The sequence below is a fragment of the Pantoea sp. B623 genome, assembly GCF_024814475.1.
GTDB classification, from domain to species: domain Bacteria; phylum Pseudomonadota; class Gammaproteobacteria; order Enterobacterales; family Enterobacteriaceae; genus Pantoea; species Pantoea ananatis.
Genome location: NZ_JANUXM010000004.1, coordinates 2203921 through 2230288, shown reverse-complemented (window position 1 = coordinate 2230288; position 26368 = coordinate 2203921). Strand labels below are relative to the sequence as shown.

Genomic DNA, 26368 nt, shown 5'->3' with positions numbered 1-26368 from the left:
TCGCATTTGTACTGGTTATGGGGCGTTCAATTTCGGTTGGACGCCCCTGAGTCTCACTCCGACGGGAGCAAATCCGTGAAAGACTTACTTAAGTTTCTGAAAGCGCAAACTAAAACCGAAGAGTTTGATGCGATCAAAATTGCGCTGGCGTCGCCAGACATGATCCGTTCCTGGTCTTTCGGTGAAGTGAAAAAGCCGGAAACCATTAACTATCGTACCTTCAAGCCAGAGCGCGATGGTCTGTTCTGTGCCCGTATTTTTGGGCCGGTAAAAGATTACGAATGCCTGTGTGGTAAGTACAAGCGTCTGAAACACCGTGGTGTGATCTGCGAGAAGTGCGGCGTTGAAGTGACCCAGACTAAAGTGCGTCGTGAGCGCATGGGCCACATCGAGCTGGCTTCGCCAACCGCACACATCTGGTTCCTGAAGTCACTGCCTTCGCGTATCGGCCTGCTGCTGGATATGCCGCTGCGTGACATCGAACGCGTGCTGTATTTTGAATCTTATGTCGTTATCGAAGGTGGCATGACCAACCTCGAGAAACGTCAGATTCTGACTGAAGAGCAGTACCTGGATGCGCTGGAAGAATTCGGTGACGAATTCGACGCGAAAATGGGTGCAGAAGCGATTCAGGCACTGCTGAAAAACATGGATCTGGAGCAAGAGTGCGAACAGCTGCGCGAAGAGCTGAACGAAACTAACTCCGAGACCAAACGTAAAAAGCTGACCAAGCGTATTAAGCTGCTGGAAGCGTTCGTTCAGTCTGGTAACAAGCCAGAGTGGATGATCCTGACCGTTCTGCCGGTTCTGCCGCCAGATCTGCGTCCGCTGGTACCGCTGGATGGTGGTCGTTTCGCTACGTCGGATCTGAACGATCTGTATCGCCGCGTGATCAACCGTAACAACCGTCTGAAACGCCTGCTGGATCTGGCTGCGCCAGATATCATCGTGCGTAACGAAAAACGTATGCTGCAGGAAGCGGTTGATGCCCTGCTGGATAACGGTCGTCGCGGTCGTGCGATCACCGGTTCTAACAAGCGTCCTCTGAAATCTTTGGCCGATATGATCAAAGGTAAGCAGGGTCGTTTCCGTCAGAACCTGCTCGGTAAGCGTGTTGACTACTCTGGTCGTTCTGTTATCACCGTAGGTCCATACCTGCGTCTGCATCAGTGCGGTCTGCCGAAGAAAATGGCACTGGAGCTGTTCAAACCGTTCATCTACGGCAAGCTGGAACTGCGTGGCCTGGCCACCACCATCAAAGCCGCTAAGAAAATGGTTGAGCGTGAAGAAGCTGTCGTGTGGGATATCCTGGACGAAGTGATCCGCGAACACCCGGTACTGCTGAACCGTGCACCAACCCTGCACCGTTTGGGTATCCAGGCATTTGAGCCCGTCCTGATCGAAGGTAAAGCTATCCAGCTGCACCCGCTGGTTTGTGCGGCTTATAACGCCGACTTCGATGGTGACCAGATGGCTGTTCACGTACCGCTGACGCTGGAAGCCCAGCTGGAAGCGCGTGCGCTGATGATGTCTACCAACAACATCCTGTCACCTGCGAACGGCGAGCCAATCATCGTTCCTTCACAGGACGTTGTACTGGGTCTGTATTACATGACCCGCGACTGTGTTAACGCCAAAGGCGAAGGCATGGTACTGACCGGTCCGAAAGAAGCTGAACGCGTTTACCGCGCCGGCCTCGCTTCGCTGCACGCTCGCGTTAAAGTGCGTATCACTGAGCACGAGAAAAACGAGCAGGATGAGTGGGTTTCTAAAACCAGCATCATCGACACGACGATTGGTCGCGCCATCCTGTGGATGATCGTGCCTAAAGGTCTGCCTTTCTCCATCGTCAACCAGGCGCTGGGCAAGAAAGCGATCTCCAAGATGCTGAACACCTGTTACCGCATCCTGGGCCTGAAACCAACGGTTATCTTTGCTGACCAGACCATGTACACCGGCTTCGCCTATGCGGCACGTTCAGGTGCGTCTGTTGGTATCGACGACATGGTTATCCCAGAGAAGAAAGTGGAAATCATCACCGAAGCGGAAGCGGAAGTGGCTGAAATCCAGGAGCAGTTCCAGTCTGGTCTGGTGACGGCAGGCGAACGCTATAACAAAGTGATCGATATCTGGGCTGCGGCCAACGAACGCGTTGCTAAAGCGATGATGGAAAACCTCTCTACTGAAGTCGTGATTAACCGCGATGGTGAAGAAGAGCGCCAGGTTTCCTTCAACAGCATCTTTATGATGGCCGACTCCGGTGCGCGTGGTTCTGCTGCACAGATTCGTCAGCTGGCCGGTATGCGTGGTCTGATGGCTAAGCCAGATGGCTCAATCATTGAGACGCCGATTACGGCAAACTTCCGTGAAGGTCTGAACGTACTCCAGTACTTCATCTCGACGCACGGTGCACGTAAAGGTCTGGCGGATACCGCACTGAAAACAGCAAACTCCGGTTATCTGACGCGTCGTCTGGTTGACGTTGCACAGGATCTGGTTGTGACTGAAGACGACTGCGGCACGCACGAAGGCATCATGATGACGCCGGTCATCGAAGGTGGCGACGTGAAAGAACCGCTGCGTGAGCGTGTTCTGGGTCGTGTGACTGCGGAAGACGTGCTGAAGCCTGGTACGGCTGACATTCTGGTTCCACGTAACACTCTGCTCGATGAGCACTGGTGTGACGTGCTGGAACTGAACTCAGTAGACAGCGTGAAAGTGCGTTCTGTTGTTGGTTGTGAAACCGACTTTGGTGTGTGTGCGCATTGCTATGGTCGCGACCTGGCACGTGGTCACATCATCAACAAAGGTGAAGCGATCGGTGTTATCGCGGCACAGTCCATCGGTGAGCCGGGTACACAGCTGACGATGCGTACGTTCCACATCGGTGGTGCGGCATCACGTGCGGCTGCTGAATCCAGCATTCAGGTGAAGAACAAAGGTACCATCAAGCTGACCAATGCCAAGTCGGTAACTAACTCGGCAGGCAAGCTGGTGATCACCTCGCGTAACGTTGAACTGAAAATGATCGACGAATTTGGCCGTACTAAAGAGAGCTATAAAGTTCCTTACGGTGCGACCATGGCGAAAGGTGATGGTGAGCAGGTTGCTGCGGGCGAAACCGTTGCAAACTGGGATCCGCATACCATGCCGGTTATCACTGAAGTGGGCGGTTTCATTCGCTTCACGGATATGATCGATGGTCAGACCATTACTCGTCAGACTGACGACCTGACCGGTCTGTCATCGCTGGTGGTCCTGGATTCTGCTGAGCGTACTGCGGGTGGTAAAGACCTGCGTCCAGCCCTGAAAATCGTTGATGCTAGCGGCAATGATGTCCTGATCCCTGGTACCGATATGCCAGCTCAGTACTTCCTGCCAGGTAAAGCGATTGTACAGCTTGAAGATGGCGTGAAGATCAGCTCGGGTGATACCCTGGCGCGTGTTCCGCAGGAATCGGGCGGTACCAAGGATATTACCGGTGGTCTGCCACGCGTTGCTGACCTGTTCGAAGCACGTCGTCCGAAAGAGCCAGCAATCCTGGCGGAGATCAGCGGCATCATCTCCTTCGGTAAAGAGACCAAAGGTAAACGTCGTCTGGTTATTACTCCGCTGGATGGTAGCGATCCGTATGAAGAGATGATTCCGAAATGGCGTCAGCTGAACGTGTTCGAAGGTGAACGTGTTGAGCGCGGTGACGTGGTTTCCGATGGCCCAGAGTCACCACATGACATCCTGCGCTTGCGTGGCGTGCATGCGGTTACCCGTTACATCACTAACGAAGTGCAGGAAGTTTACCGTCTGCAAGGCGTTAAGATTAACGATAAGCACATCGAAGTCATCGTTCGTCAGATGCTGCGTAAAGCAACCATCATGAGCGCGGGAAGCACCGAGTTCCTGGAAGGTGAGCAGGCTGAATTCTCTCGCATCAAGATCTCTAACCGTGAACTTGAAGCGAACGGAAAAGTGGGCGCTACCTTCATGCGTGACCTGCTGGGTATTACCAAAGCGTCACTGGCAACCGAATCGTTCATCTCTGCTGCATCGTTCCAGGAAACCACGCGTGTCCTGACCGAAGCGGCAGTTGCAGGCAAGCGCGACGAACTGCGCGGTCTGAAAGAGAACGTTATTGTGGGACGTCTGATCCCTGCCGGTACCGGTTATGCATACCATCAGGATCGTATGCGCCGCAAAGCGGCAGGCGAAGTGCCGGTTGCACCGCAGGTGACTGCGGATGAAGCCTCTGCAAGCCTGGCTGAATTGCTGAACGCTGGTCTGGGCGGTAACAACGACGAGTAATCGTCAAACGCCTGATAAAAAACCCTGCTCTGGCAGGGTTTTTTTTTTATCTTTAAGCTATCAGTGAATATCGCGTCGATTTAACCCAATGTCTTTTAACTGACAATCGCTAAGCCTGGACAAAATAGCGCGGGTTTCCCGCTGGCATTGCCAGCGTCGGATGCTCCCCCAGACAATGCGCAAGAACCGAAACGGTCTTATGACAAATGGCTTAGCCGCGCGGTTTTCTTCATATCCCATGATCCTGCCCCTCGTTGTTTATCTGAGAAACATTTTCACGTAGACCGTCTGTTCAATACAGACTCACCATGAACAAATATTTAACATACAGATTGCGCGTTGACGCATCTGAATGGTAGAAATAGCGTTAATCTGTACCGCTTTGCGGGGCAATCAAACTTCATAAGGCATACAATGACGCGTTATCAACATTTAGCCATGCTGCTGGAAAAGCGCATTGCGCAGGGTTTGTATCGGAACGGCGAACGGTTGCCCTCGGTGCGCAGCCTGAGTGCTGAACACGGTGTCAGTATTAGCACCGTGCAACAGGCCTATTATTTGCTGGAGCAGAAACAGTTGATCATCCCGCAGTCCCGTTCGGGCTATTATGTTGCGCCGCATAAAGCGATGCCGCCCATTCCGGCACTGACCCGACCGGTACAGCGCCCGGTGGAAATCACGCAGTGGGATGCGGTCTTTGATCTGCTTAACAGCCGGCTGGAAGATGACATATTGCAGTTGGGCAGCGGCATGCCGGACCTCACACAGTCTACCCTGAAGCCGCTCTGGAAAGCGTTTAGTCGGCAGGCACAGAAGCAGGAAAGCACTCTGCTGAATTACGATAATCTGTATGGGGTGACCTGCCTGCGAGAGCAGATCGCCCGGCTGATGATTGACAGTGGCTGTCAGCTCAGCCATGAAGATATTGTCATTACGACGGGTTGCCATGAAGCCCTGTCTGTTTCCGTTCGCGCTGTCTGCCAGCCGGGCGATATCATCGCCGTAGAATCACCATCGTTTCACGGCATCATGCAAACGCTGCGCGGTTTTGGCATTCGCGCCATTGAGATCCCCACTGATGCGGTAACGGGCATCAGTCTTGAGGCGCTGGAGCTGGCCTTTGATCAGTGGCCGATTAAGGCCGTCGTGGTGGTGCCCAACTGTAATAACCCACTTGGTTTCATCATGCCAGAGAAGCGCAAGCGCGCCCTGCTGGCCTTGGCGCAACGTTTTGACGCCGCGATTATTGAAGACGATGTCTATGGCGAGTTGGCCTGGGAGTATCCACGGCCTTCATCCATTAAATCGATGGATGAAGACGGGCGCGTATTGTTATGCAGTTCATTTTCAAAAACGCTGGCGCCGGGTCTGCGCGTAGGCTGGGTGGCGCCGGGGCGCTACCGCGATCGGGTTCTGCATATGAAATACATCGGGACCGGGTCTACTGCGACTCAGCCTCAGCACGCAGTTGCAGAGTTTATTCATCAGGGGCATTACCAGACCCATCTGCGGCGGATGCGTCAGGTTTACCAACACAACTACGAAACCTTTATTTGCTGGGTTCGGCACTATTTCCCCTGTGGAATCTGCGTCACGCGGCCTCAGGGGGGATTTCTGATGTGGATTGAACTGCCAGAAGCCTTTGACGCCGTGCAACTTAACAATACGCTGCGGGAGTCCGGGATACAGATTGCTGTGGGTTCGCTGTTTTCCGCCTCGGGCAAATATCGCAACTGCCTGCGCCTGAACTATGCCTTGCCTGCCAGCGATAAAGTTGAACGGGCACTGGCGATAACGGGCAGCGCCGTTGAGCAGGCGATAGCGGCATGTGTCCACGATCGGCCAAGGGCACATACCTCTTTACCTGTGGTTGAGGAGCAGGGCCAGAAAGAGGAGGGAACTGGCCCTGGTCCGGCCATTCCGGCCGGACACCTGTGACTTTACTGAGCATAAAAAAACCGCGCCAGCCGTAATACTCATTGCCGTGCGCGGCTTTCCACTCTTTAACAGCCTTTTGCACAGGCTGCAGGTATTTCTGGGCGCTGACGCGCGTTAGTACGCCGTTTCGGGTTCGGCAAGCCGCAGCAGAACACGCGTGGCCTCCTGCCAGTCTTCTGCCTGAGTAATCGCGCTCACCACCGCAATACTGCCCACCCCGGTGGCCAGGACCTCTGGCGCACGATCAATACTGATGCCTCCGATCGCGACTGTTGAGATGCCGTGCAGCCGGGCCAAATGGCGCTTAAGTTCAGCTACGCCCTGAGGGGAAGAGGGCATGGCCTTCGTCTGGGTGGGGAAGATGTGCCCCAGCGCCACATAGGAAGGGCGCAGTGCCAGCGCCCGATCCAGCTCTGCATCATCATGAGTTGAAAGTCCCAGCCGCAAGCCTGCGTGCAGGATCTGCTGCAGGTTAGCGACCTCTAAATCTTCCTGACCCAGATGGACGCCATAGGCCTGATGTTTAATCGCCAGTTGCCAGTAATCATTGATAAACAGACGTGCCTGATAGCGCTTACCTGCGGCGATAGCCCGAATAATCATGGGTTCAACCACCTCGTCCGGCTGATCCTTGATCCGAAGCTGAAGGGTTCGCACACCGGCTTCCAGCAGGCGCTCTATCCATTCCACGCTGTCAACGACCGGATAGAGCCCCAGACGTGATGCGGTTGCGGGAAAGGCGTCCATTTATTCCTCCTTTATTGCGGTCGCAGGGTGATACAGCTCACCGCCGCGCTCACGAAAATGATCAGACATTTTCGCCATCCCCACCTCAATCGCCTGGGCTTCGGCTTCCTGCCTTGCGGCGTAGTCACGCACTTCCTGGGTAATTTTCATTGAGCAAAATTTGGGGCCGCACATAGAGCAGAAGTGGGCCACCTTACCGGACTCCTGCGGCAGGGTTTCATCGTGGTAAGCCCGGGCCGTATGCGGATCCAGTGCAAGATTAAACTGGTCTTCCCAGCGAAACTCAAAACGTGCTTTGGACATCGCATTGTCGCGGATTTGCGCGCCCGGATGACCCTTGGCCAGATCGGCTGCGTGCGCGGCGATCTTGTACGTGATTAAGCCCTGTTTAACATCTTCCTTGTTTGGCAGACCTAAATGCTCTTTGGGCGTGACGTAGCACAGCATGGCGCAGCCGAACCAGCCAATCATCGCGGCACCAATGCCGGAGGTAAAGTGATCGTAACCCGGAGCAATATCAGTGGTGAGGGGGCCCAGAGTGTAAAACGGCGCTTCATGGCAATGTTCCAGTTGTTCGGTCATGTTGCGACGGATCATTTGCATGGGAATATGGCCGGGGCCCTCAATCATCACCTGCACGTCGTATTCCCAGGCAATTTTCGTCAGCTCACCTAAGGTGTGCAGTTCCGCAAACTGCGCTTCGTCATTGGCATCCTGAATCGATCCCGGACGCAGGCCGTCACCCAGTGATAATGAGATGTCGTAGGCCGCACAAATTTCACAGATGTCGCGGAAGTGCTCATACAGGAAGCTCTCTCTGTGATGCGACAGGCACCACTTCGCCATAATGGAACCACCACGCGAGACAATCCCAGTCAGGCGCTTCGCGGTCATGGGCACGTAGCGCAGCAGCACGCCTGCATGAATCGTAAAATAATCCACACCCTGCTCGGCCTGTTCCAGCAATGTGTCGCGGAAAATTTCCCAGTTCAGATCTTCTGCCACACCGTTAACTTTCTCAAGCGCCTGATAGATCGGTACCGTACCGATAGGCACCGGGCTGTTACGCAAAATCCATTCACGGGTTTCGTGGATATAGCGGCCGGTGGAAAGATCCATGACGGTATCGGCGCCCCAACGCGTTGACCACACCAGCTTTTCAACCTCTTCTTCAATCGAGGAGGTCACGGCTGAGTTGCCGATATTGGCATTCACTTTCACCAGAAAGTTACGCCCGATGATCATGGGTTCGGATTCGGGATGGTTAATATTTGCCGGAATAATAGCGCGCCCGGCAGCCACTTCCTGACGCACAAACTCAGGGGTAATATTTTCTGGCAGATGGGCGCCAAAGCTGTGCCCCGGATGCTGCTGCAGCAGCACCTCGCCGCGGATGCGTTCCCGGCCCATATTTTCCCGCAGCGCGATAAACTCCATCTCCGGCGTAATTATGCCCCGACGAGCATAATGGAGCTGGGTAACGCAGTGGCCTGCCTTCGCACGGCGTGGTGTGGGCAGGTGTTCAAAACGTAAGTGATCCAGGCCGTCATCGGCCAGCCGCTGTTGCGTGTAGGCAGAGCTGATTTGCACCAGATTTTCGCTGTCATTCCGCTCTTCAATCCAGCGCGCCCGCAGTTTATCCAGCCCCCGATGCACGTCGATTTGTGCGGCGGGATCGCCATAGGCACCGGCCGTATCGTAAACCGGAACGGGCTCATTCTCCTCATAAACCGGCGCTTCTTTACTGCCGCTGGTCAGGGTAGGGCTGAGTTGAATTTCCCGCATTGGGACACGGATATCATCGCGGCTGCCGGTAAGCCAGATACGTTTTGAATTAGGGAAGGCGCTGCCGCCCTGAAGAGAGTCAATGAATTCCTGTGCCTGAGCACGTTGTTCGCGACGGGTCGTTTTAGCAGTAGACATAGCAATATTCCAGTAAGAGGGAAGGTTGCTTGTCCGGAGTTCGGAAGGAGTAACGGCACTGCTGACACCATTCGGTGGCGTACCGTATAAATTTACTCTTGTTCCCTTCGCAGGTTCTAACCTGATCAGGTTCCGCGGATCCCGAATTAACGGTCTCAGCCCTTAGGCACTCCGACAAGATGAGGTTTCAACGATTTCGCTACGGCGCCCGCTCGGCTTCACCCCGGAAAAAGGGATAGCATGAACAGCGCCCGTAGATGACGTATCAACCGTAAACACCGACTACGTTCGGCGTTAAACGTAAAGCCCACTCAGCATAAGGGGGCTTTTGGCTAATCACAAGTCTTTTACAATCGATTAGGTTTTAGGCGGGGCGGGCAATTTCGCTGTCGTTAGCCACGGGCGGGGTCAGGTGATTATCCCATGCCATCTGGATGAGTTTGTCCTCAAGCGTAAAGCGTCCTTCCAGGGCTTCTCCGACCTCCGATAGCGCATTCTGAAAGGTGACGTAGTTATCGTCATCAATCGCCTGCTGCAGGTGTCCGTCATACAGCTTCATCAGTTGTTCGGTGTTGGCTTCCAGCGAGGGATAAATCTGCGTTGCTGCCAACAGCGGACTGGTACCGTCCATTTCTCCGATCAGGCGTTGATAGAGGCTGAAGTGGCCGGATGAAAGGTAATCGACCAGATTATGGCAAAAGTTATCAAGTGCCTGTTCATCCAGACGCGTCAGTGCCTCTTTCTTTGGCTTGATACCGACCAAATGGTAATAAGAAACCAGTAACTGGCGGCGAGCGGCCAGCCATGAATCGACCAGTTCATTACTGCCACCTACGCGTTTGGTCAGAACGTCTAACTGGTTGAGCATAGTTAACTCCGTATGAGTTATGCACCTTCATATTTCAGATTAGCGATGCGTCAAGTGCGCTTGTTTTCCACGAGCCTGCCGGGGAGAAATAAGCGTGTTGCCGTCTTGCAACCAGAATTATTTGGGTATAGTTGTTCATCTACACACTTAACATCGGGACTTCAGCGTGCGGGTTGACGCTAAGGATGACGAAATAAATGCAATGCGAAATTTCAAGCGTAGACGCTGGATGGTGGATTGTCAGCAGTGAACAAAAAATTTGGTTACCGCAAGGAGACCTGCCTCACGGTAATGCGCAGCATTTTGGCCTGACGGGTCATCAGGGGCGCGTAATTGGCGAATGGCAGGGGGAGAATGTCTGGCTGATTTGCGAAACACGTTCGGAGGATATGCTGTCTTTGCGGCAGTTACTTAACGAAGATCCGGGACTGTTTCAGTTGGCAGGGCGCGGTGTACAGCTTGCCGAATTTTATCGCTCTCACCGCTGGTGTGGCTACTGCGGCCATGAGATGCACGCCAGCAAGCATGAATTTGCCTGCCTGTGCAGCCACTGCCGTGAACGCTACTATCCACAGATTGCGCCCTGTATTATCGTCGCCATTCGCCGGGGGGACGAGATCCTGCTGGCTAACCATGCGCGCCAGCGTAATAACATTTACACTGTACTGGCCGGTTTCGTCGAAGTCGGCGAAACCATTGAACAGGCCGTCGCGCGCGAGGTAATGGAAGAGAGCAACGTGCGTGTCAGGAATGTCCGCTATGTCACCTCGCAGCCCTGGCCTTTCCCGCAGTCTCTGATGATGGCGTTTATGGCGGAATATGATGGCGGCGAGTTACAACATGACGGCAAAGAGCTGCTGGACGCCGGATGGTTCCGCTTTGATGCGCTGCCTTTACTGCCGCCGCCCGGTACCGTCGCCCGTCGATTAATTGAAGATACGGTGGCCCTCTGCCGCGCTGAGGCGTGAGAGTGCTACACTACTCGCTTGATACCGAGAGAGTCCTGAGATGAGTGAACTGAAGAACGACCGTTATTTGCGCGCCCTGTTACGCCAGCCTGTAGATGTCACCCCCGTATGGATGATGCGGCAAGCCGGGCGTTATTTGCCGGAATATAAAGCGACGCGCGCCCAGGCAGGCGATTTTATGTCGCTGTGCAAAAATGCCGAACTGGCCTGCGAAGTCACCCTGCAACCCCTGCGTCGCTTTAAGCTGGATGCGGCGATCCTCTTCAGTGATATTCTCACCATCCCTGATGCGATGGGGCTGGGTTTATACTTCGAAACAGGCGAAGGCCCGTGCTTCTCCAACCCGATTACCTGCCGTGCTGATGTCGATCGCCTGCCGGTGCCCGATCCTGAACAGGAGCTGGGTTACGTGATGAATGCGGTACGCACCATCCGTAAAAACCTCAACGGCGAAGTACCATTGATAGGCTTCTCAGGCAGCCCCTGGACGCTGGCGACCTATATGGTTGAAGGGGGAAGCAGCAAAGCCTTCACCAAGATCAAAAAAATGATGTATGCCGAGCCTGCCACGCTGCACGCCATGCTGGATAAGCTGGCCGACAGTGTCATCCTCTATCTTAATGCCCAGATCCGCGCCGGTGCGCAGTCGGTGATGGTCTTTGACACCTGGGGCGGCGTGTTAACCGGGAACGACTATCGTGAGTTCTCGCTTTACTACATGCATAAAATTGTCGACAGCGTGCTTCATGAGAACGAAGGACGTCGTGTGCCCATCACCTTGTTTACCAAGAATGGTGGCCAGTGGCTGGAAGCCATTGCTGAAACGGGCTGTGATGCACTAGGTCTGGACTGGACTATCGATATCAGTGAAGCCCGCCGCCGTGTCGGCCACAAAGTTGCTTTGCAGGGCAATATGGATCCTTCCATGCTCTATGCACCCCCGGCGCGAATTGAGCAGGAAGTGGCAACGATTCTGGAAGGATTCGGCCAGGGTGAAGGCCACGTTTTCAATCTGGGACACGGCATCCATCAGGATGTTCCACCCGAGCATGCCGGCGTATTTGTTGAGGCGGTGCACCGTCTGTCACGCCAGTATCATTCGGCGTCATAATGGATATCGCCGCTCTTCGCGCGGAGCAACGCCAACGGGCCGCAGAAGTCGTACGGCAGGATGATTTTGACGTGCTGCCGCCACGCTTTATTGGTGGCGCAGACGTCGGTTTTGAGCAGGAAGGCGCAGTGACGCGTGCGGCACTGGTTATTCTTGAATATCCGTCCATGAAGCTGGTGGAATATCGCATCGCGCGCATTGATACCACCATGCCTTACATTCCGGGCTTTCTCTCTTTCCGTGAGTATCCGGCCCTGCTGGCGGCCTGGGACATGCTGGAGCAGAAGCCCGATCTGCTATTTGTCGATGGTCATGGTATCTCACATCCGCGCCGGCTTGGTGTCGCGTCGCATTTTGGGTTGATGGTGGATGTTCCCACTATCGGTGTTGCGAAAAAGCGTCTGTGCGGGCACGTTGAGGCGCTGGATGAAACGCCCGGCAGTCGGCAGCCGTTGATGGATAAAGGAGAACAAATTGGCTGGGTATGGCGCAGCAAGGCACGCTGTAACCCGCTGTTTGTTGCCACCGGACACCGCGTCAGTCTGGACAGCGCTCTGGAATGGGTAGAAAAGTGCACACAGGGCTACCGTTTACCGGAGCCCACGCGCTGGGCGGATGCTGTGGCATCTCGCCGACCCGCATTTCTGCGCTGGCAAAGCGCGCTTTAACACTGTTTGTATGGCGCTTTTGGGTTACACTGCCGCCAGCGAAACGAATAAGAGCTCTGTGTATGTTACAAAACCCTGTACATCTGCGTCTGGCAAAGCTGGAAAGCTGGCAACACCTGACGTTTATGGCTTGCCTGTGCGAGCGCATGTATCCCAACTACGTGGCTTTTTGCCAGCAAACCGAGTTTGCCGATCCTGCACTTTACCGCCGTATTCTGGATCTGATTTGGGAAACGCTGACGGTTAAAGATGCGAAGATCAATTTTGACAGCCAACTGGAAAAGCTTGAAGCGGCGATTCCCGATGGCGATGCGTTTGAGGTTTACGGTGTCTATCCGGCCATTGATGCCTGCGTGGCATTGAGTGAAGTGCTGCATTCGCAGTTAAGCGGTGAAACGCTTGAACATGCGATTGAAGTCAGCAAGACCTCGATCACCACCGTTGCCATCCTGGAAATGACTCACGAAGGTCGCGAAATGACCGATGAAGAGCTACGAGAAAATCAGGCTGTCATCGATGAATGGGACCTGCAATGGGAGATTTTTCGCCTGCTCGCGGATTGTGAAGAGCGAGACCTCGAATTGATAAAAGGTCTGCGATCTGACCTGCGTGAGGCGGGAATTAGTAACATCGGTATAAAAATTCAGCAATAAGGCGAGAAAACGTGACTTCAGGCCTTAATTAGCGCGCCTGGAGGCTTCACATCAGCCCCCAGTCTGGTCTACATTTGGGGGGCTGAAAATTGTGGCTATCGGTGCGTGCAGGCTGAAGAGTGCCCGAAGCTGGCTTTTCCCTCGCACTCGTTGCTTAGCAAGCGATAAATACACTTTAAGGATAACTTATGAACAAGACTCAACTGATTGATGTGATCGCAGAAAAAGCTGACCTGTCTAAAACCCAGGCCAAGGCAGCGCTGGAATCTACTCTGGCTGCAATCACTGAGTCTCTGAAAGAGGGTGATGCTGTACAACTGGTTGGTTTTGGTACTTTTAAAGTGAACCACCGCGCTGAGCGTACCGGTCGTAACCCACAGACTGGCAAAGAAATCAAAATCGCTGCGGCAAACGTACCTGCATTCGTGTCTGGTAAAGCTCTGAAAGACGCCGTTAAGTAAGACGTCGCACTGCGGTAACGTTTTAAAACAGGGGCGATTTCGCCCCTTTTGTTTAGGGGCCAGCCACCATGACTACGCTGTTTCAGCGATTATCAGCCCTGCTTCTCTCCTCTTTTCTCATTGGGTGTAGTTCAACGCCCGACATTCCGGCTTTCTCGGCCAGCGGTTATCTCGCCGATCGCGGCAGTGTTCGTATCTGGCGCAAGAATACCGATCATCACTCGGTACATATTCGTACGCTCTATAATCCGTTCAACAGCGAAAAAAGTGAAATTACGGACTATCGCTGGCTCGGCGATGATCTGATCAGCGTGGAACGCCAGGTGAAAGGCGAAAAGCCAGACGACGTTACGCTACGCTTTGATCAAGGCGGCAATCTCAATTTTATGCAGCGCCAGCTCGCGACGCGCCGTGAGGCAGTCAGTCCGGATGCGGTTGAGCTTTACAAGTTTGATGCACAACGTATGCGTGAAGTCAGCGATGCGCTGTTAAGTGGGCGGGTGTTTCTGAAACAAGGACACTGGTCAGGTGGAAGCGTTGTGACAACCTGTGAGGGCCAGCAGGTGACGCCGGCTTTCGACAGTTATGCACTGCAGACGCTTACGCACTACCGCCGTGATAAGGCGGAACCCTTGATGATTTCATGGCTGGAAGCGCCTGAAGGCGTGCAGTTGCTGCGTGTGACTCAAAAAGATGAATGCGCGGATGCGCCGGATGAGGCGAATTTCTGAGGGAATAAAAAGGGGCACTGGGTGCCCCTTTGATCATTATTTACGGTTAATGGCACGATAGCCGATGTCGCGTCGGCAGAAACTGCCTTGCCAGGAAATCGGCTTAGCCAGTTCGTAAGCCCGTTTCTGTGCGGCAGCAACATCATCGCCTAGCGCGGTGACGCAAAGAACCCGCCCACCGTTCGTCAAAACCCGATCCTCTTCAAGGCGCGTCCCGGCGTGGAAAACTTTGCCGTCGGCAACCTCTTCCAGCGGCAGACCGTGAATCTGATCGCCGTTATTGTAAGAGCCGGGATAGCCCCCGGCTGCCAGCACCACGCCCAGTGAAGGGCGGGGATCCCATTGTGAGTCTTTTTGATCAAGCTTGCCTTCACAGGCGGCCAGACACAGATCCACCAGATCCGACTGCAGGCGCAGCATAATGGGTTGTGTTTCGGGATCGCCGAAGCGACAGTTGAATTCGATCACTTTAGGCTGACCAGTCTGATCGATCATCAGCCCGGCATATAAGAAGCCCGTATAGACATTGCCTTCGGCGGCCATGCCACGTACGGTTGGCCAGATAACCTGATCCATAACGCGCTGGTGGATTTCATCGGTCACCACCGGGGCAGGGGAATAAGCACCCATTCCTCCCGTGTTCGGCCCGGTATCGCCGTCGCCCACCCGTTTATGGTCCTGGCTGGTGGCCATTGGCAACACATTCTCGCCATCAACCATCACGATAAAGCTGGCTTCTTCGCCGTCCAGAAACTCTTCAATCACGATACGGTGCCCGGCGTCACCAAACGCATTGCCCGCCAGCATATCCTGCACGGCATCTTCCGCTTCCTGCAGCGTCATGGCCACAATCACGCCTTTACCGGCAGCCAGCCCGTCAGCTTTGATGACAATCGGCGCACCTTTTTCACGCAGGTAAGCCAGCGCAGGGGCGACGTCGGTGAAGTTTTGGTACTCGGCACTGGGGATGTTGTGACGTGCAAGAAAGTCCTTGGTGAATGCTTTAGACCCTTCCAATTGCGCGGCGGCCTGAGTTGGACCAAAGATTTTCAATCCGGCCTCGCGGAACGCATCAACCACGCCTGCCACTAACGGCGCTTCAGGGCCGACAATGGTGAGATCAATCTGTTCACGTTGAGCGAAGGCCAGCAAAGCGGGAATATCGGTGGGGGCAATATCGACGTTCTGCAACGCGGGTTCCAGCGCGGTGCCCGCATTACCAGGTGCGACAAAAATGGTTTCTGCCAGCGGCGACTGCGACGCTTTCCAGGCCAATGCGTGTTCACGTCCGCCGTTACCGATGATTAAAATTTTCATAAAAGGCTCCACAGAATTAATGGCGGAAGTGACGCATGTCGGTAAAGATCATGGCAATACCATGCTCATCCGCTGCCGCAATCACTTCATCGTCGCGGATAGAACCGCCAGGCTGAATCACACAGCTTACGCCCACGGCAGCAGCGGCATCAATGCCATCCCGGAACGGGAAGAACGCATCGGAAGCCATCGCGGACCCTTTTACTTCCAGGCCTTCATCACCCGCTTTAATTCCTGCAATTTTGGCAGAGTAGACGCGGCTCATCTGGCCAGCACCTATGCCGATGGTCATATTGTCGCGCGCATAGACAATGGCGTTGGACTTAACGAATTTCGCCACTTTCCAGCAGAACAGGGCATCACGCAGTTCCTGCTCAGAAGGTTGGCGCTTGCTGACGACGCGCAACTGGCTGGCATCGACCATACCGAGGTCGCGATCCTGAACCAGCAGACCGCCATTCACCCGTTTGAAATCAAGGGCAGCCACGCGACCCTGCCAGCCACCGCATACCAGCACGCGGACGTTTTGTTTTGCCGCGGTCACTTTCAGCGCAGCTTCCGTTGCAGCAGGAGCGATGATGACTTCAACAAACTGTCGGCTGATGATGGCCTGGGCTGTCGCCTCATCCAGCTCGCGGTTAAAGGCAATGATGCCGCCGAAGGCAGATGTCGGGTCAGTCTGATAGGCACGCTCATAAGCTGCCAGAATTGACTCACCCACCGCAACACCGCAAGGATTGGCGTGTTTGACAATGACGCAGGCGGGCTCAATAAACTCTTTCACGCACTCAAGCGCGGCATCGGTATCCGCAATGTTGTTATAAGAGAGTGCCTTGCCCTGCACCTGGCTGGCGGTAGCGACCGAGGCTTCCTGCACATTCTCTTCTATATAGAAGGCGGCGTCCTGATGGCTGTTCTCGCCATAGCGCATATCCTGCTTCTTAATGAAGTTGAGATTGAGGGTGCGCGGGAAGCGGCCGGCTGGTTGGCTGGTTTCACCATGATAGGCAGGAACCAGAGTACCGAAGTAGTTAGCGATCATGCTGTCGTACGCGGCGGTATGTTCAAACGCTTTGATTGCCAGGTTGAAGCGGGTTTCGAGCGTCAGTGAGTTCTGATTGGCGTCCAGCTCAGCGATAATGGCCGGATAATCGCTGCTCTTAACGACAATCGCCACGTCTTTGTGATTCTTGGCCGCCGAGCGCACCATTGTCGGGCCGCCAATATCAATGTTCTCAACGGCGTCTTCCAGTGAGCAATCTGGTTTTGCGACGGTTTGGGCAAAGGGATAAAGATTGACGACCACCATATCAATCGGGCTGATAGCGTGCTGCGCCATCACCGCATCATCTTGTCCACGACGTCCTAAAATGCCGCCATGGACTTTCGGGTGCAGTGTTTTAACGCGTCCATCCATCATTTCCGGGAAGCCGGTGTAGTCAGACACTTCTGTGACGGGAAGTCCCGCCTCTGCGAGCAGGCGAGCGGTACCACCTGTGGAGAGCAGCTCAACACCGCGCTGAGAGAGTGCCTGAGCAAATTCGAGGATGCCGGCTTTATCAGAAACACTGAGCAGGGCGCGGCGTAAAGGACGAGGTTGTTGCATGGTGGTTTTATCCCTTGGCTTTGATTCGCGTAAATAAGAGCGTTACATCAAGCTTGCGTGCTTACTTTTCTCTATATAGAGCAGCAAAAGCGTAAAAACTTCAGGTAACGCCCCGAAAAGGGGCATCCATTGCGTTGCGGGGCATTGTAGCGAAAACGTTTGCGTGATGCTCGTCTAAATTTGATGCGGCCAGGAATGTGGATAACTTTGTGTGTAACTGCGTATAAGGCGGGGTTTTGCTGTGGAATGCAGCGAACAGTCATTTTTATTGAATTTAGCCCTTGTCAGCCAGAGAGAACTCCCTATAATGCGCCTCCATCGACACGGCACAACGGCTTACGGAATGCGGTGTTGAGAGGGTCAGGCAACTGAACCGCCGGAGAAAAACTTCTGAAAAAGAGGTTGACTCTGAAGGAGGAAAGCGTAATATACGCCACCTCGCGACAGACGGTTAACCCGCTGTTCGCACTGCTCTTTAACAATTTATCAGACAATCTGTGTGGGCACTCGCAGGATTGATATCAGCGTCTCCGGACGTAAAAAATATCAAAGCCTCACGAGTGAACACATAATGAAATTCATTATGACGTTTTACAGATGAGCACCGCTGGACTTGTTTCAGCAAATCAAACTTTAAATTGAAGAGTTTGATCATGGCTCAGATTGAACGCTGGCGGCAGGCCTAACACATGCAAGTCGGACGGTAGCACAGAGGAGCTTGCTCCTCGGGTGACGAGTGGCGGACGGGTGAGTAATGTCTGGGGATCTGCCCGATAGAGGGGGATAACCACTGGAAACGGTGGCTAATACCGCATAACGTCGCAAGACCAAAGAGGGGGACCTTCGGGCCTCTCACTATCGGATGAACCCAGATGGGATTAGCTAGTAGGCGGGGTAACGGCCCACCTAGGCGACGATCCCTAGCTGGTCTGAGAGGATGACCAGCCACACTGGAACTGAGACACGGTCCAGACTCCTACGGGAGGCAGCAGTGGGGAATATTGCACAATGGGCGCAAGCCTGATGCAGCCATGCCGCGTGTATGAAGAAGGCCTTCGGGTTGTAAAGTACTTTCAGCGGGGAGGAAGGCGATGTGGTTAATAACCGCATTGATTGACGTTACCCGCAGAAGAAGCACCGGCTAACTCCGTGCCAGCAGCCGCGGTAATACGGAGGGTGCAAGCGTTAATCGGAATTACTGGGCGTAAAGCGCACGCAGGCGGTCTGTTAAGTCAGATGTGAAATCCCCGGGCTTAACCTGGGAACTGCATTTGAAACTGGCAGGCTTGAGTCTCGTAGAGGGGGGTAGAATTCCAGGTGTAGCGGTGAAATGCGTAGAGATCTGGAGGAATACCGGTGGCGAAGGCGGCCCCCTGGACGAAGACTGACGCTCAGGTGCGAAAGCGTGGGGAGCAAACAGGATTAGATACCCTGGTAGTCCACGCCGTAAACGATGTCGACTTGGAGGTTGTTCCCTTGAGGAGTGGCTTCCGGAGCTAACGCGTTAAGTCGACCGCCTGGGGAGTACGGCCGCAAGGTTAAAACTCAAATGAATTGACGGGGGCCCGCACAAGCGGTGGAGCATGTGGTTTAATTCGATGCAACGCGAAGAACCTTACCTACTCTTGACATCCAGAGAACTTAGCAGAGATGCTTTGGTGCCTTCGGGAACTCTGAGACAGGTGCTGCATGGCTGTCGTCAGCTCGTGTTGTGAAATGTTGGGTTAAGTCCCGCAACGAGCGCAACCCTTATCCTTTGTTGCCAGCGATTCGGTCGGGAACTCAAAGGAGACTGCCGGTGATAAACCGGAGGAAGGTGGGGATGACGTCAAGTCATCATGGCCCTTACGAGTAGGGCTACACACGTGCTACAATGGCGCATACAAAGAGAAGCGACCTCGCGAGAGCAAGCGGACCTCATAAAGTGCGTCGTAGTCCGGATCGGAGTCTGCAACTCGACTCCGTGAAGTCGGAATCGCTAGTAATCGTGGATCAGAATGCCACGGTGAATACGTTCCCGGGCCTTGTACACACCGCCCGTCACACCATGGGAGTGGGTTGCAAAAGAAGTAGGTAGCTTAACCTTCGGGAGGGCGCTTACCACTTTGTGATTCATGACTGGGGTGAAGTCGTAACAAGGTAACCGTAGGGGAACCTGCGGTTGGATCACCTCCTTACCTGAAGATACCTTCCCGCGAAGTGCTCACACAGATTGTCTGATAGAAAGTCACGAGCAGAAAAAACCTCTACAGGCTTGTAGCTCAGGTGGTTAGAGCGCACCCCTGATAAGGGTGAGGTCGGTGGTTCAAGTCCACTCAGGCCTACCAACTTCGCACTCATGCTGCGTTATGTCTCCGGCTCGCATAGTTCACTATGCTTCGCGGACACACGCCTTGCCTGAGCACGAAGTGCACTTCTCACGAAGTGTACTCGGTTGAGTGGTAGTAGTGGTCTCTGCAGTAACTGTATGGGGCTATAGCTCAGCTGGGAGAGCGCCTGCCTTGCACGCAGGAGGTCAGCGGTTCGATCCCGCTTAGCTCCACCATACTCACTACTGTATTTTTTCTGAAAATACTTCAGAGCGTACCGGCAACGGTGTGCTGCGAAGTATTCTGCTCTTTAACAATCCGGAACAAGCTGAAAATTTGAAACGACGCATTGTCGTGTTCCTCCGTAATAAGGAACACAGCACAACGCGTTCGAGTCTCTCAAAAGCTCACGACACGCAGCGTAAAACGCCTGTGGGTTGTGAGGTTAAGCGACTAAGCGTACACGGTGGATGCCCTGGCAGTCAGAGGCGATGAAGGGCGTGCTAATCTGCGATAAGCGCCGGTAAGGTGATATGAACCGCAACAACCGGCGATACCCGAATGGGGAAACCCAGTGTGTTCCGACACACTATCATGCAGTGAATACATAGCTGTATGAGGCGAACCGGGGGAACTGAAACATCTAAGTACCCCGAGGAAAAGAAATCAACCGAGATTCCCCCAGTAGCGGCGAGCGAACGGGGAGGAGCCCAGAACCATCATCAGCTTGTGCATCAGTGGAAGCGTCTGGAAAGTCGCAGGGTACAGGGTGATACTCCCGTACACAAAGGTGCACAGGCTGTGAGTTCGATGAGTAAGGCGGGACACGTGGTATCCTGTCTGAATATGGGGGGACCATCCTCCAAGGCTAAATACTCCTGACTGACCGATAGTGAACCAGTACCGTGAGGGAAAGGCGAAAAGAACCCCGGCGAGGGGAGTGAAACAGAACCTGAAACCGTGTACGTACAAGCAGTGGGAGCCTCTTTATGGGGTGACTGCGTACCTTTTGTATAATGGGTCAGCGACTTATATTCTGTAGCAAGGTTAACCGCATAGGGGAGCCGCAGGGAAACCGAGTCTTAACTGGGCGTTAAGTTGCAGGGTATAGACCCGAAACCCGGTGATCTAGCCATGGGCAGGTTGAAGGTTGGGTAACACTAACTGGAGGACCGAACCGACTAATGTTGAAAAATTAGCGGATGACCTGTGGCTGGGGGTGAAAGGCCAATCAAACCGGGAGATAGCTGGTTCTCCCCGAAAGCTATTTAGGTAGCGCCTCGTGAACTCATCTCCGGGGGTAGAGCACTGTTTCGGCTAGGGGGCCATCCCGGCTTACCAACCCGATGCAAACTGCGAATACCGGAGAATGTTATCACGGGAGACACACGGCGGGTGCTAACGTCCGTCGTGAAGAGGGAAACAACCCAGACCGCCAGCTAAGGTCCCAAAGTCATGGTTAAGTGGGAAACGATGTGGGAAGGCCCAGACAGCCAGGATGTTGGCTTAGAAGCAGCCATCATTTAAAGAAAGCGTAATAGCTCACTGGTCGAGTCGGCCTGCGCGGAAGATGTAACGGGGCTAAACCATGCACCGAAGCTGCGGCAGCGACGCTTATGCGTTGTTGGGTAGGGGAGCGTTCTGTAAGCCGTCGAAGGTGGCCTGTGAGGGTTGCTGGAGGTATCAGAAGTGCGAATGCTGACATAAGTAACGATAAACAAGGTGAAAAACCTTGTCGCCGGAAGACCAAGGGTTCCTGTTCAACGTTAATCGGAGCAGGGTGAGTCGACCCCTAAGGCGAGGCCGAAAGGCGTAGTCGATGGGAAACAGGTTAATATTCCTGTACTTGGTGTTACTGCGAAGGGGGGACGGAGAAGGCTATATCAGCCGGGCGACGGTTGTCCCGGTTTAAGCGTGTAGGTGTGTGTTCCAGGCAAATCCGGTTCACTTTACACTGAGGCGTGACGACGAGGCACTACGGTGCTGAAGTGATAAATGCCCTGCTTCCAGGAAAAGCCTCTAAGCATCAGGTAACACAAAATCGTACCCCAAACCGACACAGGTGGTCAGGTAGAGAATACCAAGGCGCTTGAGAGAACTCGGGTGAAGGAACTAGGCAAAATGGTGCCGTAACTTCGGGAGAAGGCACGCTGGCGCGTAGGTGAAGGGACTTGCTCCCGGAGCTGAAGCCAGTCGAAGATACCAGCTGGCTGCAACTGTTTATTAAAAACACAGCACTGTGCAAACACGAAAGTGGACGTATACGGTGTGACGCCTGCCCGGTGCCGGAAGGTTAATTGATGGGGTTATCCGCAAGGAGAAGCTCTTGATCGAAGCCCCGGTAAACGGCGGCCGTAACTATAACGGTCCTAAGGTAGCGAAATTCCTTGTCGGGTAAGTTCCGACCTGCACGAATGGCGTAATGATGGCCAGGCTGTCTCCACCCGAGACTCAGTGAAATTGAAATCGCTGTGAAGATGCAGTGTACCCGCGGCAAGACGGAAAGACCCCGTGAACCTTTACTACAGCTTGACACTGAACACTGAGCCTTGATGTGTAGGATAGGTGGGAGGCTTTGAAGCGTGGACGCCAGTCTGCGTGGAGCCGGCCTTGAAATACCACCCTTTAATGTTTGGTGTTCTAACGTAGGCCCGTGATCCGGGCTGCGGACAGTGTCTGGTGGGTAGTTTGACTGGGGCGGTCTCCTCCCAAAGCGTAACGGAGGAGCACGAAGGTTGGCTAATCCTGGTCGGACATCAGGAGGTTAGTGCAATGGCATAAGCCAGCTTGACTGCGAGAGTGACGGCTCGAGCAGGTGCGAAAGCAGGTCATAGTGATCCGGTGGTTCTGAATGGAAGGGCCATCGCTCAACGGATAAAAGGTACTCCGGGGATAACAGGCTGATACCGCCCAAGAGTTCATATCGACGGCGGTGTTTGGCACCTCGATGTCGGCTCATCACATCCTGGGGCTGAAGTAGGTCCCAAGGGTACGGCTGTTCGCCGTTTAAAGTGGTACGCGAGCTGGGTTTAGAACGTCGTGAGACAGTTCGGTCCCTATCTGCCGTGGGCGCTGGAGAATTGAGGGGGGTTGCTCCTAGTACGAGAGGACCGGAGTGAACGCACCGCTGGTGTCCGGGTTGTCACGCCAGTGGCACTGCCCGGTAGCTAAGTGCGGAAAAGATAAGTGCTGAAAGCATCTAAGCACGAAACTTGCCCCGAGATGAGTTCTCCCTGAGCCTTTAAGGCTCCTGAAGGGACGTTGAAGACGACGACGTTGATAGGCCGGGTGTGTAAGCGCAGCGATGCGTTGAGCTTACCGGTACTAATGACCCGTGAGGCTTAACCTTACAACGCCAGAGGCGTTTTGGTAGAGAGACGATTTAAATTTTCAGCATTGTTTACCGGATAAAGAATTTAGTTCTGTTCTGCGGACGTGAGTCCGAAGGATTTTGCGCTGAGTGCAAGGCGGCAACCGAGACGGGGTGAAGGAGCATACTGAGGTATGTGACTGAGCGGCGCGAGGGAAGCCAGCGCGGCAGCAGCGTGAAAGACGCAGGACGGAGCACAAAGAATTTGCCTGGCGGCTGTAGCGCGGTGGTCCCACCTGACCCCATGCCGAACTCAGAAGTGAAACGCCGTAGCGCCGATGGTAGTGTGGGGTCTCCCCATGCGAGAGTAGGGAACTGCCAGGCATCAAACAAGTGAAGAAGCCCTGAACTGACGTTCAGGGCTTTTTTACGTCTGCGATCTGGCAGATAACCCCTCATCTCTGCGCCGTTCCGGACCGGACGCATCCCTTTACCGGCGTTTAGCGGGCAACGGTGAACCAGCAGCAAGGCACTGGTGTAGTGGCGGAGCGACGTAAAACACAGGCACGTCATCTGGTACACGGCAGACAGGCTGTTATCAGTAGGCATCTTTGAAAACGCCTTAAAATCGTTGAAGATCGCCTGGTTGAGTTGGATAAGATGGGCAGCATTAATTAAAGACAAAAAAAGACCAGCTATTTTAAAAACGCGGAATGCGTTTAAAAACAGCCGGTCACGTGCTTTTTTAGCGCCGATATTATTTATATAATTCAGCGGTTACGTGGGCATAATTATTGGTGTCTGCACTGATAACTCTAAAATGATCGCCTTGTTGTTTCGCCTGTCTGGCAATTTTAGAGACCGCGCCATCCAGTGTTAATGAGGTGGCAGAGACGGTTTGTGCAAAACAACCGAAAGACATCAATGAAAATGCCACGGCAGCAGCAGCTGACGTTACTTTATTGATTTTCATAATATTACCCCTTTATTTCAGTTGATGAAGGAGTCTGTCTGGCTCCGTTAAAATTAAATTAGCAGAGTATGTGCAGTTTAAAATTAACGCCCTGTGCTCTAATTAATATCAACCTGCTAGCATTATTTTCAGTATGTAAAAGAGAATATCAGCAGGTTAAAACTGTAGGGATTTAATACTGGAATAATATAACTATACACTGGAATATCTTTCAGCCTGATTGTTTACAGCGCATAGTGAGATGCACTTTCCAGTTATGCCCGCTGACCAGCTCGTAATCTAAAAAACCGTCAAGTCGTCCGCACAGTGATTTATCTGACCTTCGCCTGTACAGCCTGAACACGTTCACAAAGCCCTGTCCACCTGGGCGAAGCTGTATCCCGCTGTCAGCTGTCAACATGATTCCGTTAAAGGCCAGTTCCGCAGCCTTGATGGTTTTAGCGCATCCGTTCTCTTTTTACCTTTCTGGTGTTTCGGTGACGCCGATTCGGAAACAGGATAAAGGAGCACAGCAGCGGTCAGGTATGCGCATCAAGAGGCTACCTTGCGGCAGATAAGCGCTATATAATCTCTTGCATTACGCTTCGGGGAAACCTTATTGAATACAACATTAAAGCGCCTGATGCTTGCAGGCATAGTGACGCTTACCGCCTTAAACAGTTACGCCAGCCGTGTTGTGACCGATCAAATTGGCCGCACCGTTACGATTCCAGATCGGGTTGATCGTGTGGTCGTGCTTCAGCATCAAACGCTGAATCTCCTGGTGCAGTTAAACGCGACAGATAAAATCGTAGGGATTCTCGCTAACTGGAAGCAGCAGCTAGGGGACAATTACGCGACGCTGGTACCTGAACTGACGCATAAAGCGCTGCTGGGTGATTTGACCCACGTAGATTTGGAAAAGCTGGTTGCGCTGCATCCACAGGTGGTATTTGTCACTAACTATGCGCCAAAAGAGATGATTGACCAAATCTCTGCATTGGGTATTCCGGTCCTGGCAATTTCATTGCGCCATGACGACGCCGGACAGCAGGGTGAGATCAACCCCAATATGCAAAACGAAGATCAGGCGTACGACCTGGGTATAAAAGAGGGGATTACGCTGATTGGGGAAGTCGTCAACAGGCAGCAGCAGGCCAAAGCGTTAATCTCAGCGGCATTCGCCGGTCGTCAGATCGTCACCGACCGTCTCAAAAATATCCCCGAGCAGCAGCGTGTTCGCGCCTATATGGCTAATCCCGATCTGACCACCTACGGAGCGGGTAAATATACCGGCCTGATGATGGCGCATGCCGGTGCCCTTAACGTGGCGGCCTCGTCGATTCAGGGATTCAGGCAGGTCAGCATGGAGCAGGTTGTCGTATGGAACCCACAGGTCATCTTCGTTCAGGACCGCTATCCACAGGTGGTAAAGGAGATTCAACAGAATCCCCTTTGGCGAACCATTGATGCAGTGAAACATCACCGGGTATGGCTGATGCCTGAGTATGCCAAGGCATGGGGCTATCCCATGCCGGAGGCCATAGGGTTAGGCGAACTGTGGATGGCGAAAAAACTCTACCCAGATAAATTCCGCGACATCGATATGCAGCAGCAGGCTAATCGCTGGTATCAACGGTTCTACCGGACGTCATACCATGAGAAATCTACAGGTTCTGGCAGCAGGTAGCCTGCATGACGTGTGGAAGATGCTCATGACCGCCTTCCATGCCGAATCCGGCTTAACCGCAAATACTCAGTATGGGCCAGCCGGTCTGCTGCGTCAGCGCATTGAACAGGGTGAAATATGCGACCTGTTTGTGTCGGCTAACCTACAGCATCCAGAAAAGCTGCGCCAACAAGGCCTGGCAGATCATACCGGCCATTTTACAAATAACAGGCTTTGCCTGACGGCTAAACGTGATTGCGTCATTGAACAGGATGACTGGCTGTCGCTATTACTCCGTGAGGATTTGCGGCTGGGAACCTCAACGCCGCTTTGCGATCCCTCAGGTGATTACACCCTGCAGTTGTTTGACCATATCGAACAGCGCCATCCCGGTTGTGGCGATGCACTCAGGCAAAGAGCGATCGCGATGGTTGGCGGACCAGACAGCTTGCCTGTGCCTGCGGGTGACCTGGCGGCGCAGTGGATTATCAATGCAGGCCATGCTGAGCTGTTTATCGGCTACGCCAGCTATGCGCCTCGCCTGGCTCGTTTTTCCCAGCTTCGGGTTTTTAACATTCCTTCCACTTACAATGTCCAGGCACGATATGGCTGGGCCACGCTGTCCGCCGCTGCCAGGCCGCTCGCGGCATTCCTGAGTTCCGATACCGCGCAACAAATTTTACGCCAGTACGGTTTTCTGTCCCTCAGCCAGTGACAGAACAGGCTTTCAATTTCTTTTCCGCAGGGGCGCGCTTAGCGAGATGTCACATCTCTGCCCCGCGCCTTGAAACTTTTTCACCTGTTGATATGCAGACTCGACATTTAGCCTTTAACTGGT

17 protein-coding genes, 2 tRNA genes, 3 rRNA genes and 1 riboswitch are annotated in these 26368 nt (G+C 53.7%); of the genes, 15 read left to right on the top strand and 7 right to left on the bottom strand.

Annotation, left to right across the window (positions count from 1 at the left end):
- Positions 1-75: 75 nt before the first annotated feature.
- Positions 76-4299: a DNA-directed RNA polymerase subunit beta' gene (rpoC, locus tag NXS97_RS12140; RefSeq protein WP_014606966.1), complete on the top strand. Its 4224-nt coding sequence runs from the start codon at positions 76-78 to the stop codon at positions 4297-4299.
- 60 nt (positions 4300-4359) lie between these two features.
- Here rpoC and NXS97_RS12135 read toward each other — a convergent pair whose 3' ends face one another.
- The gene (locus NXS97_RS12135; RefSeq protein WP_071822338.1) at positions 4360-4539 is read right to left on the bottom strand and encodes a DUF1127 domain-containing protein; all 180 of its coding nucleotides are present in this window, start codon (positions 4537-4539) and stop codon (positions 4360-4362) included.
- Positions 4540-4713: 174 nt separating this feature from the next.
- Here NXS97_RS12135 and NXS97_RS12130 point away from each other — a divergent pair, with 174 nt between their 5' ends.
- Complete coding sequence (locus tag NXS97_RS12130; RefSeq protein ID WP_014595034.1) at positions 4714-6237, top strand: PLP-dependent aminotransferase family protein; 1524 nt, start codon at positions 4714-4716, stop codon at positions 6235-6237.
- Positions 6238-6351: 114 nt separating this feature from the next.
- Here the strand turns inward: NXS97_RS12130 and thiE are convergent, their stop codons facing one another.
- The 3 genes from thiE to NXS97_RS12115 form a co-directional block, all read right to left on the bottom strand.
- The gene (gene thiE / locus NXS97_RS12125; RefSeq protein WP_013024119.1) at positions 6352-6984 is read right to left on the bottom strand and encodes a thiamine phosphate synthase; all 633 of its coding nucleotides are present in this window, start codon (positions 6982-6984) and stop codon (positions 6352-6354) included.
- A complete protein-coding gene (thiC, locus tag NXS97_RS12120; protein ID WP_013024120.1) occupies positions 6985-8907 on the bottom strand; it encodes a phosphomethylpyrimidine synthase ThiC in 1923 nt (640 codons plus the stop codon). It lies immediately after the preceding gene.
- A gap of 85 nt (positions 8908-8992) precedes the next feature.
- Positions 8993-9091, bottom strand: a riboswitch (TPP riboswitch).
- Positions 9092-9271: 180 nt separating this feature from the next.
- Complete coding sequence (locus NXS97_RS12115; protein WP_013024121.1) at positions 9272-9775, bottom strand: Rsd/AlgQ family anti-sigma factor; 504 nt, start codon at positions 9773-9775, stop codon at positions 9272-9274.
- Positions 9776-9972: 197 nt separating this feature from the next.
- Here NXS97_RS12115 and nudC point away from each other — a divergent pair, with 197 nt between their 5' ends.
- The 6 genes from nudC (at position 9973) to NXS97_RS12085 (ending at position 14367) form a co-directional block, all read left to right on the top strand.
- Positions 9973-10743, top strand: coding sequence for an NAD(+) diphosphatase (gene nudC / locus NXS97_RS12110; RefSeq protein WP_022622900.1), 771 nt, complete (start codon positions 9973-9975; stop codon positions 10741-10743).
- Positions 10744-10783: 40 nt separating this feature from the next.
- On the top strand, positions 10784-11854 hold the full coding sequence (gene hemE / locus NXS97_RS12105; protein WP_013024123.1) for a uroporphyrinogen decarboxylase: 1071 nt from the start codon (positions 10784-10786) through the stop codon (positions 11852-11854).
- Positions 11854-12522: a deoxyribonuclease V gene (gene nfi, locus NXS97_RS12100; RefSeq protein ID WP_014595037.1), complete on the top strand. Its 669-nt coding sequence runs from the start codon at positions 11854-11856 to the stop codon at positions 12520-12522. The genes hemE and nfi overlap by 1 nt, the downstream gene beginning before the upstream one ends.
- A 62-nt stretch (positions 12523-12584) precedes the next feature.
- On the top strand, positions 12585-13175 hold the full coding sequence (locus NXS97_RS12095) for a YjaG family protein (protein WP_013024125.1): 591 nt from the start codon (positions 12585-12587) through the stop codon (positions 13173-13175).
- Between the two features lie 188 nt (positions 13176-13363).
- Positions 13364-13636: a nucleoid-associated protein HU-alpha gene (gene hupA / locus NXS97_RS12090; RefSeq protein ID WP_006121511.1), complete on the top strand. Its 273-nt coding sequence runs from the start codon at positions 13364-13366 to the stop codon at positions 13634-13636.
- Positions 13637-13704: 68 nt separating this feature from the next.
- Complete coding sequence (locus NXS97_RS12085; protein ID WP_014595039.1) at positions 13705-14367, top strand: DUF1481 domain-containing protein; 663 nt, start codon at positions 13705-13707, stop codon at positions 14365-14367.
- A 36-nt stretch (positions 14368-14403) separates the two neighbouring features.
- On the opposite strand, the gene purD is transcribed toward NXS97_RS12085, so the two are convergent.
- Positions 14404-15684, bottom strand: coding sequence for a phosphoribosylamine--glycine ligase (gene purD, locus NXS97_RS12080; RefSeq protein WP_015701282.1), 1281 nt, complete (start codon positions 15682-15684; stop codon positions 14404-14406).
- A 16-nt stretch (positions 15685-15700) separates the two neighbouring features.
- Entirely contained in the window at positions 15701-17290 is a 1590-nt protein-coding gene (gene purH / locus NXS97_RS12075) for a bifunctional phosphoribosylaminoimidazolecarboxamide formyltransferase/IMP cyclohydrolase (protein ID WP_116198044.1), read from the bottom strand.
- A gap of 635 nt (positions 17291-17925) precedes the next feature.
- On the opposite strand from purH, the gene NXS97_RS12070 reads away from it, so the two are divergent.
- The 5 genes from NXS97_RS12070 (at position 17926) to rrf (ending at position 23293) form a co-directional block, all read left to right on the top strand.
- A 16S ribosomal RNA gene (locus NXS97_RS12070) occupies positions 17926-19467 on the top strand.
- A gap of 73 nt (positions 19468-19540) precedes the next feature.
- Positions 19541-19617, top strand: a tRNA-Ile gene (locus NXS97_RS12065).
- A gap of 142 nt (positions 19618-19759) precedes the next feature.
- A tRNA-Ala gene (locus tag NXS97_RS12060) sits at positions 19760-19835 on the top strand.
- Between the two features lie 207 nt (positions 19836-20042).
- Positions 20043-22948: ribosomal RNA gene (locus NXS97_RS12055) — 23S ribosomal RNA — on the top strand.
- A gap of 229 nt (positions 22949-23177) precedes the next feature.
- Positions 23178-23293: ribosomal RNA gene (rrf, locus tag NXS97_RS12050) — 5S ribosomal RNA — on the top strand.
- Together the 16S, 23S and 5S rRNA genes with 2 tRNA genes alongside form the textbook arrangement of a ribosomal RNA operon.
- Before the next feature lie 373 nt (positions 23294-23666).
- Here rrf and NXS97_RS12045 read toward each other — a convergent pair.
- Positions 23667-23882 carry a DUF1471 domain-containing protein gene (locus tag NXS97_RS12045; RefSeq protein WP_014606960.1) on the bottom strand — a complete coding sequence of 72 codons (216 nt, stop codon included), beginning with the start codon at positions 23880-23882 and terminating at the stop codon, positions 23667-23669.
- Between the two features lie 622 nt (positions 23883-24504).
- Between NXS97_RS12045 and NXS97_RS12040 the strand changes: the two genes are divergently transcribed.
- Positions 24505-25551: an ABC transporter substrate-binding protein gene (locus tag NXS97_RS12040; RefSeq protein WP_015701279.1), complete on the top strand. Its 1047-nt coding sequence runs from the start codon at positions 24505-24507 to the stop codon at positions 25549-25551.
- Entirely contained in the window at positions 25520-26245 is a 726-nt protein-coding gene (locus NXS97_RS12035) for a substrate-binding domain-containing protein (RefSeq protein WP_105082572.1), read from the top strand. The genes NXS97_RS12040 and NXS97_RS12035 overlap by 32 nt, the downstream gene beginning before the upstream one ends.
- Positions 26246-26368 lie beyond the last annotated feature (123 nt).